We start from the raw sequence: 18,196 nt of genomic DNA on the forward strand, positions 1-18,196 counted from the left end.
GAGTTTTTGTGGTGATAGTTTTTTATTGAATGATTTTTATGAAAGCACAGTTTGTTTAATGAACTGAAATAAGTTCAATCACACCGGGAAGAGGCTTGTGACAAGAATTTAGGTTAGGTTTTAGATTAGATCTAGATCTCACAAATATGTAATTAAACTACATAAATGATGCCGAAATAACCTGTTTTGATTAAATATTAGCGGCTTAATTGCGCTATTTTATGAAAATTAATTACAAAAAAGTCTTTTTTTGATTAAAGGAATAGGTTAAAGTTATCGGCGTAGGGTACAGAGGTAAGATGTTCTATCTTTCAGACCTTTTACTTCACGTAATCGGATTTAGCTGAATATTAGCTGCCCCAGTCATTTTTTTTGACTGGGGCGTTTTTTTATGTCCGGTTTATGGGAGCGCGGTAAGATCAAGCGCGGATGTTACTCCGTTTCAATGGCAGGTTGATTGAACCAAAGGTCAAGTTTTTGCTCTAGTTTATCGATGCCGATTTTTTTCAGAGTGGAGAAATACTCGGTCTGAATATCACCATCCAGAGAGGCCAATTCCTGACGAACTTTCGCCAATTGACTTTTACGAGCACCGGATGCCAGTTTATCGGCTTTAGTCAGCAACACCATAACAGGTACTTGCATCACGACAGCCCATTCGATCATTTGCATATCCAGATCTTTCAGCGGATGGCGGATATCCATCAAAACCACCAACCCTAACAGGCATTCGCGTTTCTGGAGATACTCCCCCAAGGCTTTCTGCCATTTGCGTTTCATCTCTTCTGGTACTTCAGCGTAACCATAGCCCGGTAAATCGACCAGGCGAACCCCTTCTTCGACTTCGAACAGGTTAATCAACTGGGTACGGCCAGGGGTTTTACTGGTACGCGCAAGGCTCTTTTGGCGGGTCAGTGCATTCAGTGCGCTGGATTTACCCGCATTTGACCGACCGGCAAACGCGACCTCAATGCCCACATCTTGAGGCAGGTGGCGAATATCAGGTGCACTCGTGATAAAGTGAGTCATATGATAGTTGTAGTTCTTGATGGTCAAAATGGTTATCTCCCCGAGGAATACACAAAAATAGCGCGGTGATTATACCGAGAGCAGCAGCTTGTGGACAGGCGTAACTTTATTCCGATAAAGAACGGTGCAGATAGTCGGCGAAAAGTGAATATAATTCCCCTTGAGCTGTGACATGCGGAACAAGCTGAATTGCTGCTTGCCTAAAATCCAGTAACTGCTCCTTGGCGTGGAAAGCGCATCAATATAGAGGTTATTCACAAAATAACCATTGCCAAAATGTGCGAATATAAAAGTCGTATCGATAGAACTCCCCCTTTATTCACCTAAAATACTCGTAAATGTAGGTAAATCTTTGGAACTTAATGCGATGGGGAATTAAACTTAATAAGTTTTGTTGTTATGAGTTTTATTGTTGACCTCAAAAATAAAGGAATCATTAATGTTTAAACGTATTTTTGTGTCGCTTATGACGGCATGTGCTATCAGTGCAATTGCTGTTCCAGCATTGGCCGCGGAAACTCACGTGAAGCTGGTAACATCAGCAGGCGAAATCGAACTTGAGTTGGATAGCAATAAGGCCCCCATTTCTACCAAGAATTTCGTTAAGTATGCCAATGAGGGGTTTTATAACAACACTATCTTTCACCGTGTTATCCCTGGTTTTATGGTTCAGGGGGGCGGTTTCACAAAAGATATGAAACAGAAGCCCACCAGAGCTCCAATCAAAAATGAAGCCGATAATGGTCTGCGCAATCTTCGTGGCACTATTGCGATGGCACGTACCGCAGATAAGGATAGCGCTACCGCTCAGTTTTTTATTAATGTGACTGATAATGCTTTCCTTGACCACGGACAGCGTGACTTTGGTTATGCAGTTTTTGGGAAGGTAGTAAAAGGCATGGACGTGGTTGATAAAATTTCTCAAGCCAAAACAGAAAATGCCGGCCCTTATCAAAATGTGCCGGTGAAACCTATAGTGATTTTGTCTGCCAAGGTTGAGCCTTGATAATTTGAACTGACATAATACGGTATTCGGATAATCATTAATGGTTATTTGAATGCCGTCTGTTTTCTCTCTATCCCCTTCTCTCCGCCATTTCTCTGTACCTCTATTTTAAAAATGCGTCTGTGGTATGATGAGTCCCCCGTTGATACTGCTTTACCTGATTTTACTATAATACAGAATGCATAATATCCCATTGGGGTAAGACAACTTATAAAACTATAAAATCAGTAGGATATACTCCTATGTTATTAATAATAGATAACTACGATTCTTTTACATTCAATTTATATCAATATTTTTGTGAATTAGGGACAGAGGTTCTAGTTAAGCGTAATGATGAGCTACAACTTGAAGATATCGAAGATTTGGCACCGACACATTTAGTCATTTCTCCTGGCCCTTGCACACCCAATGAAGCTGGGATTTCGCTGGAAGCGATTTCACATTTTGCAGGGAAATTGCCCATCCTCGGCGTATGCTTGGGACATCAGGCGATAGGTCAGGCTTTTGGAGCCAGTGTTGTTAAAGCCCGTGAAGTGATGCATGGAAAAACCAGTTTGCTCCACCATAGCCAGCAAGGGGTATTCAAAGGTTTGGATCATCCATTGACTGTCACCCGTTACCACTCTCTGGTCATTGCCGCAGAAACGCTTCCTGCTTCATTTGAAGTAACGGCATGGAGTCAGCGTAATGGTGATGTGGATGAAATCATGGGAATACGTCACCGTACTTTGCCACTGGAAGGAGTGCAATTTCATCCGGAAAGCATTCTTAGTGAGCAGGGACATGAGTTATTGAATAATTTCCTCAAATATTAATCAGATACTTTCACACTCCCTCATTCGGTTGTTTTTTTATTTGCTCTTGCGTGATTTTTTATTCATATTTAATGACTATTATTTCACTTTGAAATGGCAAATATAAAAATAAGGTGAGGGAAATGCTAGAAAATAAAGCAATAAACCGAAATACCTATGATCAGGTGATGTTGCCTATTTATGCGCCAGCAAATTTTATCCCTGTCAGAGGGCAAGGAAGTCGATTATGGGATCAACAGGGTAAAGAATACGTTGATTTTGCTGGTGGTATCGCTGTTTTGGCTCTGGGGCATTGTCATCCGGCCTTGGTAAGTGTTTTGAAACAGCAAAGTGAAAAATTGTGGCATATCAGCAATATTTTTACCAATGAACCCGCCTTAACCTTAGCGCAAAAATTGATTGATGCGACCTTTGCGCAGAAGGTCTTTTTCGCTAATTCAGGAGCAGAAGCTAATGAAGCGGCATTCAAATTAGCGCGTCGCTATGCGATTACTCGTCATCATCCCAATAAGACCCAAATTATTGCTTTTCATCAGGCATTTCATGGGCGTACTTTTTTCACTGTTTCGGTAGGAGGGCAGCCGAAATACGCCGAAGGATTTGGTCCCAAACCTGCTGATATTGTTCATGTGCCTTTTAATGATCTGGATGCGGTCAGGGCGGTGATTAATGATCGCACCTGTGCTGTTGTTTTAGAGCCGATTCAGGGGGAAGGCGGGGTCACTCCTGCGACAATGGAATTTTTGCATGGGGTGCGTGAATTGTGCGATAAACATCAGGCTCTGTTGATCTTTGATGAAGTTCAGAGCGGGGTAGGACGCACAGGCAAGTTGTATGCTTACCAGCATTATGATGTACAGCCGGATATCCTGACGACAGCAAAAGCTCTGGGAGGCGGTTTCCCGATCAGTGCGATGTTAACGACAGATGCAATAGCGGCTGCAATGGAAACGGGTGCGCATGGAACGACTTATGGCGGAAATCCATTGGCTTGTACTGTCGGTTGTGCCGCGTTGGATATCATTAATACCCCGGAAGTGCTGATGGGGGTAGAAAAACGTCATGATATGGTCATTCAGGCCTTGGAAAAGATTGACCAAAAGTATGGTATCTTCCATGAATTCCGTGGAAAAGGCTTACTTATTGGCGCTGTATTAAAAGCAGAATATCAGGGTAAGGCCAAAGAAATATTGCAGCAAGCGGCGGAACAAGGATTGATGTTATTGAGTGCGGGAGACAGTATTTTGCGTTTTACCCCATCATTGATTATTTCTGAGGATGAAATCACAGAAGGCATGATGCGGCTGGATATGGCGATATCCCGATGGTTGAACAAATAGATGGTTGAACAAATAGAGGATTGGGCAAATAGAGGGTTAAACAAATAACAGTGAGGTGAAGCAAAAAAGCCAGTGCGAATAATAAAAGATTGCGCTGGCTGGATTTCAGGTTTACTGAGAATTAACGTGTCCCATAAACGACGATAGTTTTACCATGTGCAGAGATCAGGTCTTGATCTTCCAACATTTTCAGAATGCGGCCAACTGTTTCACGGGAGCAACCCACAATCTGCCCAATTTCCTGACGAGTGATTTTGATTTGCATACCATCAGGGTGAGTCATGGCATCAGGCTGTTTAGCCAAATTGAGCAATGTCTGGGCGATACGGCCTGTAACGTCCAGAAAGGCTAAGTTACCTACTTTTTCGGAAGTCGTTTGTAGGCGACTTGCCATCTGAGCAGATAAACGCATCAGAATATCAGGGTTCACCTGAATTAACTGGCGGAATTTCTTATAGGAAATTTCAGCCACTTCACAGGCACTTTTAGCTCGCACCCATGCAGTACGTTCTTGTCCCTCTTCAAACAATCCAAGTTCACCAATGAAATCTCCCTGATTTAAATAAGAGAGAATCATTTCTTTACCTTCTTCATCTTTTATTAGAACAGCAACTGAACCTTTAACAATATAGTAAAGCGTTTCTGCTTTCTCGCCTTGATGAATAAGCGTGCTCTTGGATGGATATTTGTGAATATGGCAGTGTGACAAAAACCATTCGAGAGTAGGGTCTGTTTGTGGCTTGCCGAGAACCATTCGCTTTATCCTCTGTTGTTATTTCTGCCTTTATGATGCGAGAAACTGAGGTTTCTCTTCAGGCTAGCTTTATAAAGTCAATAGATTAACATATTAATTTGCTGAAAAACTGGCGAGTGGGAATTTTATATGAATTATCAAGATGTCAGAGTGCTGACATAATAATCTTAAACCATATTCCTTGCCAGTCCACGCTTGTAACCTTGTTTGTAACACAGGAAAACGTTTCTGTCTTCTCCTGTATCGCTTCAGCATGTTAAATTGGTTGCCAGATTATCAAAAATCAGTCATAAGGGACGTTTATCTATAAAAAGAACAAAAATATACCGGATACTGGCTGAACAGTAATACTGGTTTATGTTGTTTTTTTACCTACTACTGTATCTTCGAAAGTCTGATTTTTATCACCTATTTTACCATTATAAAAATGGCTTATTTATTTTAATAAAACAGGTAACTTTATTTTTTGTTACCTGTTTTATTAAAAATAAAATGCCGTTTAACTTAAATTATGAAATTTTTTTTCCTTCAAATAATTGTTTAACAAGAGGTGCCATAATTAATTCCATCGCCAGCCCCATTTTTCCGCCCGGAACGACGAGAGTATCTATACGGGAAATAAATGAACCCTGAAGCATTGCCAGTAAATAAGGAAAATCAATTTGGGTCAGACCGCGAAAGCGAATCACGATAAAACTTTCGTCCAGCGAGGGAATCGCCTTGGCAGAGAAGGGGTTGGAAGTATCTACGGTGGGAACCCGCTGGAAGTTAATGTGGGTGCGTGAAAACTGAGGCGTGATATAACGAATATAGTCATCCATCGAACGTACAACGGAATCCATAACGGCCTCTCTGGAATGTCCGCGTTCACTGGTATCACGGATTAGTTTCTGTATCCATTCCAGATTGACGATAGGTACGACACCAATCAACAAATCAACATGGCTGGCAACATTATGTTGCGGAGTGACAATACCGCCATGTAAACCTTCATAAAACAGAACGTCCGTATTGGTTGGTAAGGGTTCCCATGGAGTGAAAGTACCCGGAAGCTGGTTATAAGGCACTGCTTCATCATAGGTATGGAGGTATTTTCGACAGCGGCCTTCCCCTGTTTTTCCATAGTCAAAAAACGTCTTTTCCAGTGTGCTGAAATCATTGGCTTCTGGCCCAAAGTAGCTGATATGTCTGCCTTGTTCCTTCGCTTTTCGGATCTCGGCATCCATTTCAGGACGAGTATAACGATGAAAGCTATCCCCTTCTATCAGTGCGGCAGTTACATCAAGTTTCTGGAAGATTTTGCGGAAGGCGGCACTGGTCGTGGTTGTTCCTGCTCCACTGGAGCCAGTGATGGCAATGACAGGGTGTTTGGCAGACATGAACAGACTCCTTATCAATAAAATTGGGGATTATACTTTTTAATCAGTTGCTTAAAGTGAACAGAACAAGTCAGGCTTTATGGTGGAGCATATCTTTGGGCATGATATTGACGGTTTCATGTAATTCAGACCATACCAGCAGAACCTCACCTCGTTCAAGTTGACGTTTGATGTCCTGTACTTTCTGTTCGAGAGTTTTTTCCTGTTCGCCGTAATCAGTACCTTCCCGTAAGACAAAACTTTCAATCAGGTTGAGGAGGGTATCGGTTTCCAATTGTTGCCACGGGATAATCATTGTTATTGCTCCTGATAACGCTGTCATGGTTTTTAGAATGACGGTTTTTGAATGACGGTTTTAAAATGACAGTTTTAAAATGACGGCTTTAAAATCATAGCCTTAGAACGATGGCTTTGAAGATAGCTGCTCTAAATGTTCCGGCTCTAAATACCCCGATTCTAATTGCACTGGTTCTGAATGCACTGATTCTAAATAAGGTGCTAACCATTTCGGAATACGTTGTTCCAGCCACATTTGTGGTTTTTTCAAAGAACCGCTAACAAAACCAACATGACCACCATGTTCAGTCATCTGATATTCAATATTGGAGGGTAAATTCGCTGGTTCAGGGATAACATCCGGTGCCATGAAAGGGTCATCCTTGGCGTGGATAATCAACAGCGGTACCGTGATATTAGGTAAACGAGGCAGCGCACTGCACTGGTGATAATAATCTGTTGCGTCTTTGAAACCGTGTATTTTAGCGGTGATGGCATCATCAAACTCACGCAATTTTTTCATTGAGTTAAGTTGGCTAAGGCTCAAAGGCAGAGAATTGGGATAACGCAACAACTTGCGGGTAGCATTATTTTTCAGCTTGCTGAGCAAATAGTATTGATAGAACTGAGAAAAACCCTGTTCGATTCGTTTTGAACAAGCTTCCAGCATAAATGGCGCTGAGACAATAACTGCTGCATCTACTTGGGCGCGTTCTTGCTCTTCTGCCAGATAACAGGCCAGCATATTACCGCCAAGGGAATAGCCGACAGCAGCGGTGGGAGCTTCACCATATGTCGTTTTTAGCCAGTTGAGAAAATAGCGGGCATCACTGGTTTCTCCCGAGTGATAAATGCGTTGTTGGCGGTTAGGCTCACCACTGCATCCACGAAAATGCATTACGACACCAAGCCAGCCCTTTTTCTGACAGGCACTGATCAGACCGTGGGCGTAAGGGCTTCTGAACCCGCCTTCTAAACCATGGAAAAGCACCAGCCGTGGTTTGTGGGCAGCGGTTTCAGGATCTTCACTCCATGCCAAATCAACAAAATCATCATCGGGTAAATTTAGCCGTTGCCAATGAGGTTGCAATTTCGGGCGGCGCCGCAAAATACGGGGCAAAAGAGTTTGTAGATGGGGATTGCTCACCCCACTTAAAGGATAAAAGTTATCACTCATAATGAATCGATTTCATGATTAGTCATCTTGTGTGTGGAATGACATACTGTTATTTTCTCGAAAGGAAATGTCAACTCTTTGGGTGAGGGGAGTCTACCCATGACTGTAAGCCTGCTATTCTCGCTTAGTACATTTATGTTTATTTCTGCTGTCACACCCGGCCCAAACAATTTGTTGCTGACATCATCAGGCGCGAATTTTGGTCTCCGTCGTTCCATGCCACTGTATCTGGGTATCATCTTGGGAATGCAGACAATTTTATTGTTGTCTGCGTTTGGTGTTGCTGCTCTGCTACTGATTTACCCTGCCATGCATACTGGCCTGAAAGTGCTCGGAAGCCTGTATTTATTATGGCTGGCCTGGAAAACAGCCATTTCACATTATAAACGATTGGACATCATAACATCGGTAGGGAAGCCAACCAGAATTTATCAAGGCTGGCTATTGCAGTTCCTGAACCCGAAAGCATGGTTGATGGGATTGGGAGCTGTCAGTAGTTACAGTTTGTCCGGGCCGCTATATAACCACTCCATTTTTGCCATTAGCATCGTGATGTTAATTGCCAATGCACTTGCTGGCGCAATCTGGCTTGTTCTTGGTTCACTGATTGGTCAGTTATTGAGAAGCCGCCGTGCATGGATCATGTTCAATATCACAATGGGTATTCTGACAGCAGCCTGCGTGCCTTTAATCTGGTTTGGCTGAATCAGCTTAAATCGATATTTTTGCTCCCGAAGAATAACGTTAGCGTGAAGCCTGCGATATAAGAGACAAGTAACCCGGCAGCATATACGGACATGCCTGTGAAAATGCCACTGTTGGAGGTCATCAGTGGCAGGGCGACCAGTCCTGAAGGGCCGAAAACGCTATTTAACCCGACAGGCCATCCCCACCAAGCAATCAGACCGACAAAAAAGCCACCCACAGCGCCTCCGAAACAGGCGGTGACAAAAGGTTTGATGCGTGGCAGTGTTACGCCATAAATCAAGGGTTCTCCAATTCCCAGCAATCCCGGAATAATGGCACCTTTGATTTGGGTTCGCAGCAGGGAACCTTTTTTCGCTTTCACATACAAAGCCAATGCAGAGCCAACCTGCCCCGCCCCTGCCATCGCGAGAATGGGGAACAGGGAGTTAAAGCCTTGTACATCCATTAAGGCAAAATAGACGGGTACAAAGCCTTGATGCACACCAAACATTACGGCAATTAAGAACAATCCTGCCAAGATTGCTGTACCGAACGGGTTGCCATTTAAGTTAATGAACAGCCATGACATTGCGGTAAATAGATAACTTCCGACAGGCATGATAATAATAAAGGCAACGGCGCCCATGATCAGTAAGGTGATGGCGGAAGTCAGGATCATATCCAGATCAGATGGCATAATTTTGCGGATCTGTCTTTCGACCCAAGCGCCGAGAATACAGGCTATCAGTACCCCGATAATATTGCCCCGTGGATCGATGGTGAAGCCAAAGAAATGACTGATGCCCGAATAGAATCCACTGGTGGCTTCGGCATTATATCCCAGTACAAATAGGGATGCGATAATGGCTCCGTTAACGCCCGACCCCCCAAATGCCTTTTGTGCATTGTAGCCAATCAAAATGCTCAGGAAGCTGAACATGCCTTTGCTGAAGATTTTCATATAGCCGATCATCTCAACCAATACGGCATTGGGATGAGAGGCTTCTTTGATAAAAATCTGTTCCAACAGAGTCGCGAAACCCAATAACAGGCCAACGGCGATAAATCCGGGGATCAGGGGAGTAAAGATAGTGGCGAATTTAGCCAGAAACTTATGGATTGAGCTGGTTTGTTTTTCTTTAATATGTTGTTTGTTGGAGGTGGCAATCTCTTTTAGCTTATCGGAATGAGGTTCTGTAGCAAGCGCTTCTGAATTGCGGAGATGATGTGACTCACTTAACAATGTATTCATCATCGTATTCATCATCTCTGCGGCTGTTTGTGCTTTGCCGGGGCCTAGTACAATCTGGAGCTGGGCATCACTGTCTATAACGCCCAAGACCCCTGCGATTTTCTTCAATCTGGTTTTATCAACAGGCTCATGATGATATAGGGTCAATCGTAGGCGAGTCATGCAGTGACCACAATGTGCAATGTTACTCGTTCCACCGATGGCTTTGAGTATTTCGACCAGCATTTCCTGATTAATTTTAGCCACTTATAACCCCCCTTTAAAGAGGCAACTTGAGATCAATTGGGTATAGCTGGCCGGATAAACCCTTGGTGTTTTGCCAATAAAGCTTTGGCTTCTTCGGCACTGACGCCCGATAAAATCATGACAATTGCAGTCTTGCTGTGACCACCACAGGCACTGAGGGCTTGCTCTGCAATTTCCTTGCTGCACTCAGTGGCGGTCATGACAATATTTTTCTGGCGTTCGATCAATTTGGCATTGGTGGCTTCCACATCTACCATCAAATTGCCATACACTTTTCCCGTACGGATCATGGCACCTGTGGTGATCATATTCAGTATCAGTTTTTGCGCTGTTCCTGCTTTCATGCGGGAAGAGCCGGTCACAACTTCAGGCCCGACTATGGGAGTAATGGCGATATCTGCTAATTGTGTCATTGGGCTGTCCGGGTTGCAGCAGATACAAGCAATGGTAGCGCCCACTGATTTGGCATATTCCATTGCACCCAATACGTAAGGTGTCCGGCCACTGGCGGCGATCCCTACCAGAATATCTCTTTGGCTAAAGTGTAGTATCTTAAGGTCATTAATGCCTAATTGCCTGTTATCTTCCGCATTTTCGACAGCTTTCAAAATGGCCCGATGCCCGCCGGCAATCAAGCCGATGACTTGTTCTGGTTTTGTGCCATAAGTTGGAGGACATTCACTGGCATCCAAAATTCCCAAACGCCCGGATGTTCCGGCTCCAATGTAGATTAAGCGCCCACCCTGACGAAATGTTTCGGCAACTTTATCAACCAAATCGGCGATTTGAGGCAGGTTTTTTTCGACAGCGATGGCCACTTTTTTATCTTCATCGTTGATAACACGCAACATGTCGAGAGTGGATAACGTATCGATATGGGTGCTGGAGGGATTGCGGCTCTCAGTTACCATATTACTTAGGTCGATTTTCATTATTTTTTCCTGCTATATGACCAGAATAGATTTGTGGTCAGAATAGATTTATCGATAGCTGGTTATCGTACAGATTATTAGGTTTATACCCAATATATTTTTAGTCGCATCCAGAAGCCAGTAGAAGTCCTCCTTATTATTTATATAAGTCTAAATTATTTATATGAATGTAAATTATATGAATAAAAAAATAAGTTTAAATTTTAGCTCCGGTAAATGGAGTTCTATTCGATATGTGATAACCATTTCTTATCAGGCGATAAGAATATTTCATTAAGCACTTTGTCTAAAAGTTTCCTAATGTATTTTAAGTGTGTGTAAGTGTTATTTTTTTCTCTAAATTTGGACATCAATGCTTAATTGCTGGAAAAGAACCATATTTTATGAGGTACTCATATATGGACTCGTATATTAGTAAAAAGTTCGTTAGGTTTTTAGTCTTTATATATTCGATACTTATATTTCCACTCACATCATTGAGTGCATTCGCTGTGGATGGGAAAAAATATGAACATCAATCGCAAAAAAAATTCTTAGAAAATCAGGAGAGTGAAAATAATCTCAATGACAAGGAAAATGAAACAGCGGGTTTGATTGCCAGAAATATTCAAACGGTTAGTAATGTGTTGTCATCATCACCGTCTGAGCTTACTGAACAAGCTAAATCTTATGCACTGGGGAAAATAAATAGCGCAGTAAACGGTGAAACACAAAAGTGGCTATCGCAATTTGGTACAGCCAAAATTAATTTTTCTATGGATAGAAAAGGGAAATTAGATAATGGATCTTTGGACTTATTGTTACCACTTTACGATAACAAGTCCGACTGGCTATTTTTCTCACAATTGGGTTATCGCAATAAAGACAGCCGACATACTCTGAATTTAGGATTTGGTGGGCGTTATTTTACACCAAGCTGGATGTATGGATTAAATTCTTTCTATGACTTTGACGTCACGGGTAATAATAAACGTATCGGTTTAGGGGGTGAGGCATGGACAGACTATGCCAAGTTCTCTGCCAATACTTATTGGCGTGTGAGTGACTGGCATGATTCACCGCACGAAAAAGGATGGGAAGAACGCCCTGCCAACGGCTTTGACATCAATGGTGAATTCTTCCTGCCTGCTTATCCGAATATTGGCGGTAAGTTAGCCTATGAACAGTATTTTGGCGATCAAGTCGCTTTGTTCAATCGTGATACCAAGCAGAAAGACCCAAGTCTGGCTCGATTTGGGGTGAATTATACACCTGTTCCACTGGTGACCATGGGAGTTGATTATAAACTCGGCAGCGGCGGACACAGTGAAACGCTGTTCCAAACCAACCTTAATTACAGATTCGGCGTACCGTTTGAAGCCCAGCTATCATCAGATAGCGTTGCATCTATGCGTACATTGGCAGGCAGCCGCTACGATTTGGTGGAAAGAAATAACCAGATTGTTCTTGATTACCGTAAGAAAGGTGAAAAAGAAGTGTTGCTGAATATTCATCAACAGAATATTACGGGATATAGCTACCAAAGGTGGGCTCCGATACATGCCACTGTCACACCTAAGGACGCGAAACTGAAATTTCAGTCAAATGATTTATTCCGTGAGAACAACGGTGGGATTACTGAAGGCGTGAACCCTATCGGGCTGACACTGCCAAAATATGACCCTAAAACTGATAATACCTATGAGCTCAGTTTTACGGCGGAAGACAGCAGTGGCAACGAATCTAAACCCAGCAAGATAACCGTCAAAGTTGAGCCTTTTGTTTTAAAAGAAGATGTGACGAAAGAGGTGGTTAAAACCGGTAAGACTGATGAAGTGGCCTACAAATTGCTGGCGACCATCACTCACGGTACAAAAGATAAGGCCCCCCTTGCTAAACTGAAAGTCAGTAATTTGCAGTGGTTTGTCGATGAGCCTAACACTGACAAAGTGGAATGGGTGCAAAGTGACACAACGAATGACAAAGGGCAGTTAGAGGCAACAGTAAGCAGTACACAACTGCTTAAGGATGTGAAGGTTTACCTGACAATGGACGGAATGCCTCAAACAAAAGTCATCGATAGTCTCGATTTCGCTCAGGTCGCTGAATCTGAGTATACAGTTAAGGTTGAAACTAAAGAGAGCGGTCCACTGGTGGTTGGTAAAAACGAGGGTTACATTTTTATCGCAACTATAACTGATGCAGCTGGTAACCTTCTGAAAGATAAAGAGGTGAAAGTTAAGTGGAGCGTTAAGGGTGGCCTTCCGCCGGGCGTGAAATGGCTAAGTGAGAAAGAAACTGATAAAACAGATGATAACGGTCAAATATCAGCGACTTTAATCAGTGATAAAGCTGCAAAAGATATCACTGTTGAAGTGACAATCGATGGTGTTAAGACAGCATCTGCTACTAAACCTGTAGAGTTCACCGAAGATGATCCTGCAACAAGTGGTATTACCTGGACAGGAGCGCAGGAATATGAGGCTGTGGCAGGTATGAAGTATAAGGTTACTGTTAACATCCCGGATAGTGAGAATAGGTTTAATTCAACTTACACTAGGAACATAACCTTCCTCGACAAGGAAAAGTACCCTGGCCTCAAGCTAGTCGAAGTACTGCCTGCTGATAAATCTATTAGGGATACGATAACTTTCACTTTTGAAAGTACCCAAGAAACCGAACCAGGAGTGATAGAGCTTATCCTCACAGAGAAGAATGGTGGTAAGACAGTAAATATTGTGTCACCTCCAATATCTTTTAAAGCAGGACTTAATGATATTAAAGTTTCTTCGTTTGAATTGGTCAATACCAATACCAATACGAATAATTACAAGGCGGATGGGGACGATCAGGCTAAGTTGAAGATAACTGTTAATTATTCAGCTGGTGGTCCGGCAGAAAATCTCAGTGTTGATCCTAGCCAAATACAGTGGACAACTAACGTCGATAATTTTAACGATAAATTCACATTCACGCTTGAATCGTCAACAACAAATAAACAAGGAGAGCTGTATGCCAACATGACATCTAAAATAAGTATTTTGAAGAATGGGCGTGGCGTTATACCGAAAATTAAATTACCTACGAGTGATTCAAAGGGTGGGCAGGAAGTCGCCCTGAGTAATCCTGATAGTATAATCTTCGAGCCAGTTCCGAAACTTGCGCAGCTTTATGTGTTTAATAAAGATCAGAAGGCAAAAAATCGTATTTTTGGAATCCATGAACATGGGCCTAGTAATGTTTTCAACTCGCTACAAGCATATTTATATGATGAGGAGGGCAAGAGCCTGCCAGTTAATGGTAATGAATTTAAAGTTACCTATACAGCTGATAAACACGATTCTTTAAGTAAACATTTCATAGATAAGAATAATGGCTTAATTTCTTTCAATATCACACCTAAAGACGAGTTAGAGTTCGTAGGACTGAAGGAGCGGAAGTTCAGTGCAAGGATAGAGAATAAGCTGACATTCGAGGTGACCGCATACGAATACAATTGGAAACCTGTTCGTTGGTTCCTGCTGATGGGAAAGGCGGAGAAGACGATCAATCAGGTTAAGGGTGAAGAGTGCTCCAGAAAAGACGGGCTTAAGGATGTAAGAGATGTTGATGTATGGAGCGTTGATGGTCAAGCAGATACAGACCCGCTATTGAATGAATTCATAGATGTGGTGGATTGGGGTTTCTTTACCGTTTCAATAAAGGGGCCATACCAACCTAATGATACCTCCATAAATGTTCTGAAGGAGGGCTCAAATGAATTTGAAGCAATCAATTTTAAAAACGGCGATACTACTCGCGACCCTGCCAATAACTCACCGGTTGCTTGTTTATTAAACGAACAATAAACCAATTTATAGTAATAAAAACACAGGCTCAATATTGAGCCTGTGTTTTTTAATGTGTGATAATATTTTTATTTTATTCTCCTGTAATGATTAAATGAAGGATGTTTGGTGACACGTTAACGGAGAAATAATTTGAAATTAGGATATGTATAGAATGGAATAAAGTATCAATATAATTTTTCTAATTTATATGAAGGTTTTTAAACACTGAGCTGGTTAATTCATTAACGTGAAATTGTCCTTGGGTACATAAATTTCAGCACGGTTGCTCCACAAAATCTCATACCAATACAGAATATTCCGATATCAAAAATCTTCATAATTTGTAATAAGATTAGATGGATTTTATCAATAACAACGCACTAAAAACCTGCCATTACACGTACTGTTATTTATCAATGCTATATTTATGAGTGAGTTTTATACTCGTTTTATGATGGTGAAAATTATTATCATTATATTTGATATAGTGCTTTTAATTAAAGCAAATCATTATTAACACGTAACAAGAGTAAGTTTTAAAATAGCCATAAAAGTAAAGATTTGATCAAGGGGGAATAATAAAATGGATATGAATTATCTGCTATTTATTTCACTATACGAGTAAGTCAGCTATATATGCTTTTCTTTGTATCTAAGAATTAAATTATTCACACAATAGTTTCTTAGTATGATATTTTAACTTTCATGGTTTTTTGGTATTTCCATCAATGGGTTACCAATAAATGAAAGTTATCAATTGATAACTTGTTGTTCATTATTTTTTCTTGATGATAGCCTAATTTTAGGACATATAACATAGCCAGTAGTAGGTTTATTTTAATGAAGGGAGATTTGTATGCCCGATAAATTTCAGGTTATATCACTGGAAACAGAGACGTAACTTGGAAGATGAAGGGTATAAATGTGGATAACAAGAGGTCATTTTAATTTGTATTATAAAATGTAAATTTTGTGTTAGTTACATTTGGTATTATTTCTTTACGTAATTAATGCGTAATAATAAATCTTTTGCTTATTGTACCCTTATTAACTAACATTTTGTTAATTAACATTTTGACAGTTGACCAGATAAAACCTTTGGCAAAACGTTAAGTTAAAATGCTATCACCATGAATCTGTGATGTTTTGTAGTTATTTAACAATCATTGGGCGAAAGAACATGGATATACGCAATCTTGAAGCTTTTATCGTTTTGGCTGAGACTCTTAATTATCATAAGGCTTCAGAGAGGCTTTATCTTTCTCAGCCGGCCTTGACGAAGAAAATACACGGGTTGGAAGATATTCTTGGTGCTTCACTATTTACAAGGGGGCCAAATGGAACAAGATTGACAGATTTTGGGCATAAGACACTGGAAAATGCCAGAAAGTTTTTAACGCACTATGAACGCTTCAAAAGTCAGGTTCATTTTGATTCAAAAGAAGATTTGGTCAGGCATTTATATGTTGGCTCATGTTTTCCTATCCATAATTATTCTCAAATAGAGAAACAGATTGCGGGGAATAAAGGAAATGTTGTATTAGCATTGGTGACCGGGCTGTCTGTTGAGCAGCAGATAAGTTTATTGAATGCAGGAATGTTACATGTTGCTGTGATACCCATGGCATCCATTGCGCAGTTAGAGCCTAAAAAGACGTTTACAGAACGGTTAGTTTTTATCTTTAGAAAAAAGAGTAACTTGATATCTAAGTTCAGGATAGCTTTAAGTAAATATGGCAATGGGATTGCTCTGGCAAATTCATCAGAAAAAAATGAGGTAATTGAGTTAACGAATTTCCTTAATGTTTTTCCTATTTATACCGGTGACAATATGAATTTATTATTAAAGACAAATGATATCATGTTGATAATTGAGATGGTGACAAAAAATAATTATTATGCCTTTGTTCCTGAACGAATTATTAGTTCGATTCCTGATTATTATATGAATTTGTTGGAAATTGTTGAAACAGATAAAAAAATTGATCTCGGTGTGGTTTGGGGGAAATCAATAGACGATCATCTGCTTGACGACGCAGAAAGTTTTTCTACGTTGGTTGCTAGTGTATAAGTCAGAAAATTACTGCTGTTTTCCTTAGGATATTTGTTATTTAATTTCTATATTATTATGGAGATTAAGGTATAAATTATAAAGAAACTTTCTCAGTAAGGAGTGCAAAATGAGAACGTATATACCCGCTTAACTTGAAGATGCCGGTTTCAGGATTTGAAAATTATCATTTAATCGGCAAACGAGAACGTTATCTGTCAGCGTTCCCAATTAAATGGAATAATGGATATTTAATTGGGAATGCTTCATGAAAAAAAAGGCCACGCCGGATGCGCAGCCTTGGATTCGGGAGGTAGATTTTGGGGATTTAGTTATCACGCCAAATTAAGGAAAAGCGCTTGGTTTGACCTGTTTGTTGCAATATGGCACCTACTTTTTGTGCCTCAGTGCCAGTTATTTTAATACTGAATTTATTGGGATAACTAGTGGAATTAATTCCTGTCTGACCTAAATTATAGGTTATGTCATCAACAACTACATAAAGGTATTTATTATTCAGTAAATTATTTACACTCTGCGCACTTTTTTTGTCTTTATAACTCGAGAAGGAACAATAAATATTACTCTCAGAATTCTCCATATAATAATCCCAAGAGAACGAGGAAACATCCTCAATCTTTGTTGTTGTATTCTGAAGTATCTTTAAAGAACCATAGCTACTCTGTAAATACCCCCACTCTTCTCTGTCGTTGTAGCCTAAAGTGATCTCAAAAGACAGCATGCAATTATCTGGATTAGGTTTGTGCTCCGGCTTCAGCAACGCCCAATCGCACGCCATCATGTCTTTTTGTTCTGGAGACCAAGGATAGTCGCCATCTTTATCTAATCTTGCAATATAGAGAGGTTTATCCTTTGTCGCATTGGGAAGGTAAACGTATGTATTAGAATCCCAATCACTGCGATGTAATTTATTTCCTAAAAAAATTTGACTTAATGCCCAGGGAAAAGAACCAACTGGGGCAGACAAATCGTATTGCTCTGGATTAAACAGACACTTGAGGTCAGGGCGACTCTCTGGCTTATTAACTTCAGACATAAATCCCTCACTTATTATTCGTTAAAGTTCAAGGTAATTTCATCCTACTGCTAAATTGCCAGTCAATTTTACCGAGGGCGGGTTTTTATCTCAATTTAATAACGATAGGCAGAATTAATACGCATTAAAATATGGCTATGTATTATAAAATCTGTCTATTGGTCGAGTGTGTGATTCACTGCGTTGTAAATTCGAAGTTTGCTGCTGATAAATGCCATATCAGCCATTAGTCAGAAGGTAACTATTGTCTGAGAACGGGGAACATAGGATTATTTATGGGGATTGAGGTGTTGACCATATCACCCAAAAAAAATTCATTGATACACACAGCGAAATTAACGCAATAAGGGTTATTTCCATGGGAATGCCATGAAAAGAAAAAGA

15 protein-coding genes are annotated in these 18,196 nt (G+C 40.8%); 7 read left to right on the top strand and 8 right to left on the bottom strand.

From position 1 onward, the window contains the following. The first annotated feature begins 299 nt into the window (after positions 1–299). The gene (gene spfP, locus PSI14_RS20415) at positions 300–347 is read left to right on the top strand and encodes a small protein SpfP (RefSeq protein WP_438361642.1); all 48 of its coding nucleotides are present in this window, start codon (positions 300–302) and stop codon (positions 345–347) included. An 85-nt stretch (positions 348–432) separates the two neighbouring features. Here the strand turns inward: spfP and yihA are convergent, their stop codons facing one another. Next, positions 433–1,056, bottom strand: coding sequence for a ribosome biogenesis GTP-binding protein YihA/YsxC (gene yihA / locus PSI14_RS17195; RefSeq protein WP_273577083.1), 624 nt, complete (start codon positions 1,054–1,056; stop codon positions 433–435). 412 nt (positions 1,057–1,468) lie between these two features. Here yihA and ppiA point away from each other — a divergent pair, with 412 nt between their 5' ends. From ppiA to PSI14_RS17210, 3 genes are all read left to right on the top strand, one after another. Then, entirely contained in the window at positions 1,469–2,035 is a 567-nt protein-coding gene (gene ppiA, locus PSI14_RS17200; protein ID WP_273577084.1) for a peptidylprolyl isomerase A, read from the top strand. 242 nt (positions 2,036–2,277) lie between these two features. Next, positions 2,278–2,853, top strand: a complete 576-nt coding sequence (locus tag PSI14_RS17205; protein WP_086109818.1) for an aminodeoxychorismate synthase component II — start codon at positions 2,278–2,280, stop codon at positions 2,851–2,853. A 122-nt stretch (positions 2,854–2,975) separates the two neighbouring features. After that, positions 2,976–4,193, top strand: a complete 1,218-nt coding sequence (locus PSI14_RS17210) for an aspartate aminotransferase family protein (protein WP_273577085.1) — start codon at positions 2,976–2,978, stop codon at positions 4,191–4,193. Between the two features lie 121 nt (positions 4,194–4,314). Here the strand turns inward: PSI14_RS17210 and crp are convergent, their stop codons facing one another. The 4 genes from crp to PSI14_RS17230 all read right to left on the bottom strand — a co-directional run bounded on the left by crp (position 4,315) and on the right by PSI14_RS17230 (position 7,779). Further along, complete coding sequence (crp, locus tag PSI14_RS17215) at positions 4,315–4,947, bottom strand: cAMP-activated global transcriptional regulator CRP (RefSeq protein ID WP_273577086.1); 633 nt, start codon at positions 4,945–4,947, stop codon at positions 4,315–4,317. 509 nt (positions 4,948–5,456) lie between these two features. Further along, complete coding sequence (locus PSI14_RS17220; protein WP_273577087.1) at positions 5,457–6,326, bottom strand: phosphoribulokinase; 870 nt, start codon at positions 6,324–6,326, stop codon at positions 5,457–5,459. A 70-nt stretch (positions 6,327–6,396) separates the two neighbouring features. Beyond that, positions 6,397–6,621 (bottom strand): YheU family protein, encoded by a 225-nt coding sequence (locus tag PSI14_RS17225; protein ID WP_092519490.1) that lies wholly within the window; start codon positions 6,619–6,621, stop codon positions 6,397–6,399. Between the two features lie 102 nt (positions 6,622–6,723). Continuing rightward, positions 6,724–7,779, bottom strand: a complete 1,056-nt coding sequence (locus PSI14_RS17230) for a hydrolase (protein ID WP_273577089.1) — start codon at positions 7,777–7,779, stop codon at positions 6,724–6,726. Between the two features lie 99 nt (positions 7,780–7,878). Here PSI14_RS17230 and PSI14_RS17235 point away from each other — a divergent pair, with 99 nt between their 5' ends. Next, entirely contained in the window at positions 7,879–8,484 is a 606-nt protein-coding gene (locus tag PSI14_RS17235; protein WP_273577091.1) for a LysE family translocator, read from the top strand. 1 nt (position 8,485) lies between these two features. Here the strand turns inward: PSI14_RS17235 and murP are convergent, their stop codons facing one another. Both murP and murQ read right to left on the bottom strand, forming a co-directional pair. Further along, complete coding sequence (gene murP / locus PSI14_RS17240; RefSeq protein ID WP_273577093.1) at positions 8,486–9,964, bottom strand: PTS N-acetylmuramic acid transporter subunit IIBC; 1,479 nt, start codon at positions 9,962–9,964, stop codon at positions 8,486–8,488. Between the two features lie 32 nt (positions 9,965–9,996). After that, positions 9,997–10,896, bottom strand: a complete 900-nt coding sequence (gene murQ, locus PSI14_RS17245; RefSeq protein ID WP_273577094.1) for an N-acetylmuramic acid 6-phosphate etherase — start codon at positions 10,894–10,896, stop codon at positions 9,997–9,999. Between the two features lie 491 nt (positions 10,897–11,387). Between murQ and PSI14_RS17250 the strand changes: the two genes are divergently transcribed. Together PSI14_RS17250 and PSI14_RS17255 are read left to right on the top strand one after the other, a co-directional pair. After that, complete coding sequence (locus PSI14_RS17250; RefSeq protein WP_273577096.1) at positions 11,388–14,723, top strand: inverse autotransporter beta domain-containing protein; 3,336 nt, start codon at positions 11,388–11,390, stop codon at positions 14,721–14,723. Positions 14,724–15,885: 1,162 nt separating this feature from the next. Continuing rightward, entirely contained in the window at positions 15,886–16,776 is an 891-nt protein-coding gene (locus PSI14_RS17255) for a LysR family transcriptional regulator (RefSeq protein ID WP_273577098.1), read from the top strand. 307 nt (positions 16,777–17,083) lie between these two features. Here PSI14_RS17255 and PSI14_RS17260 read toward each other — a convergent pair whose 3' ends face one another. Beyond that, the gene (locus PSI14_RS17260; protein WP_273577100.1) at positions 17,084–17,812 is read right to left on the bottom strand and encodes a Thoeris anti-defense Tad2 family protein; all 729 of its coding nucleotides are present in this window, start codon (positions 17,810–17,812) and stop codon (positions 17,084–17,086) included. Between the last annotated feature and the right edge of the window lie 384 nt (positions 17,813–18,196).

Source organism: Xenorhabdus anantnagensis (assembly GCF_028598555.1).
Taxonomy (GTDB): Bacteria; Pseudomonadota; Gammaproteobacteria; order Enterobacterales; family Enterobacteriaceae; genus Xenorhabdus; species Xenorhabdus anantnagensis.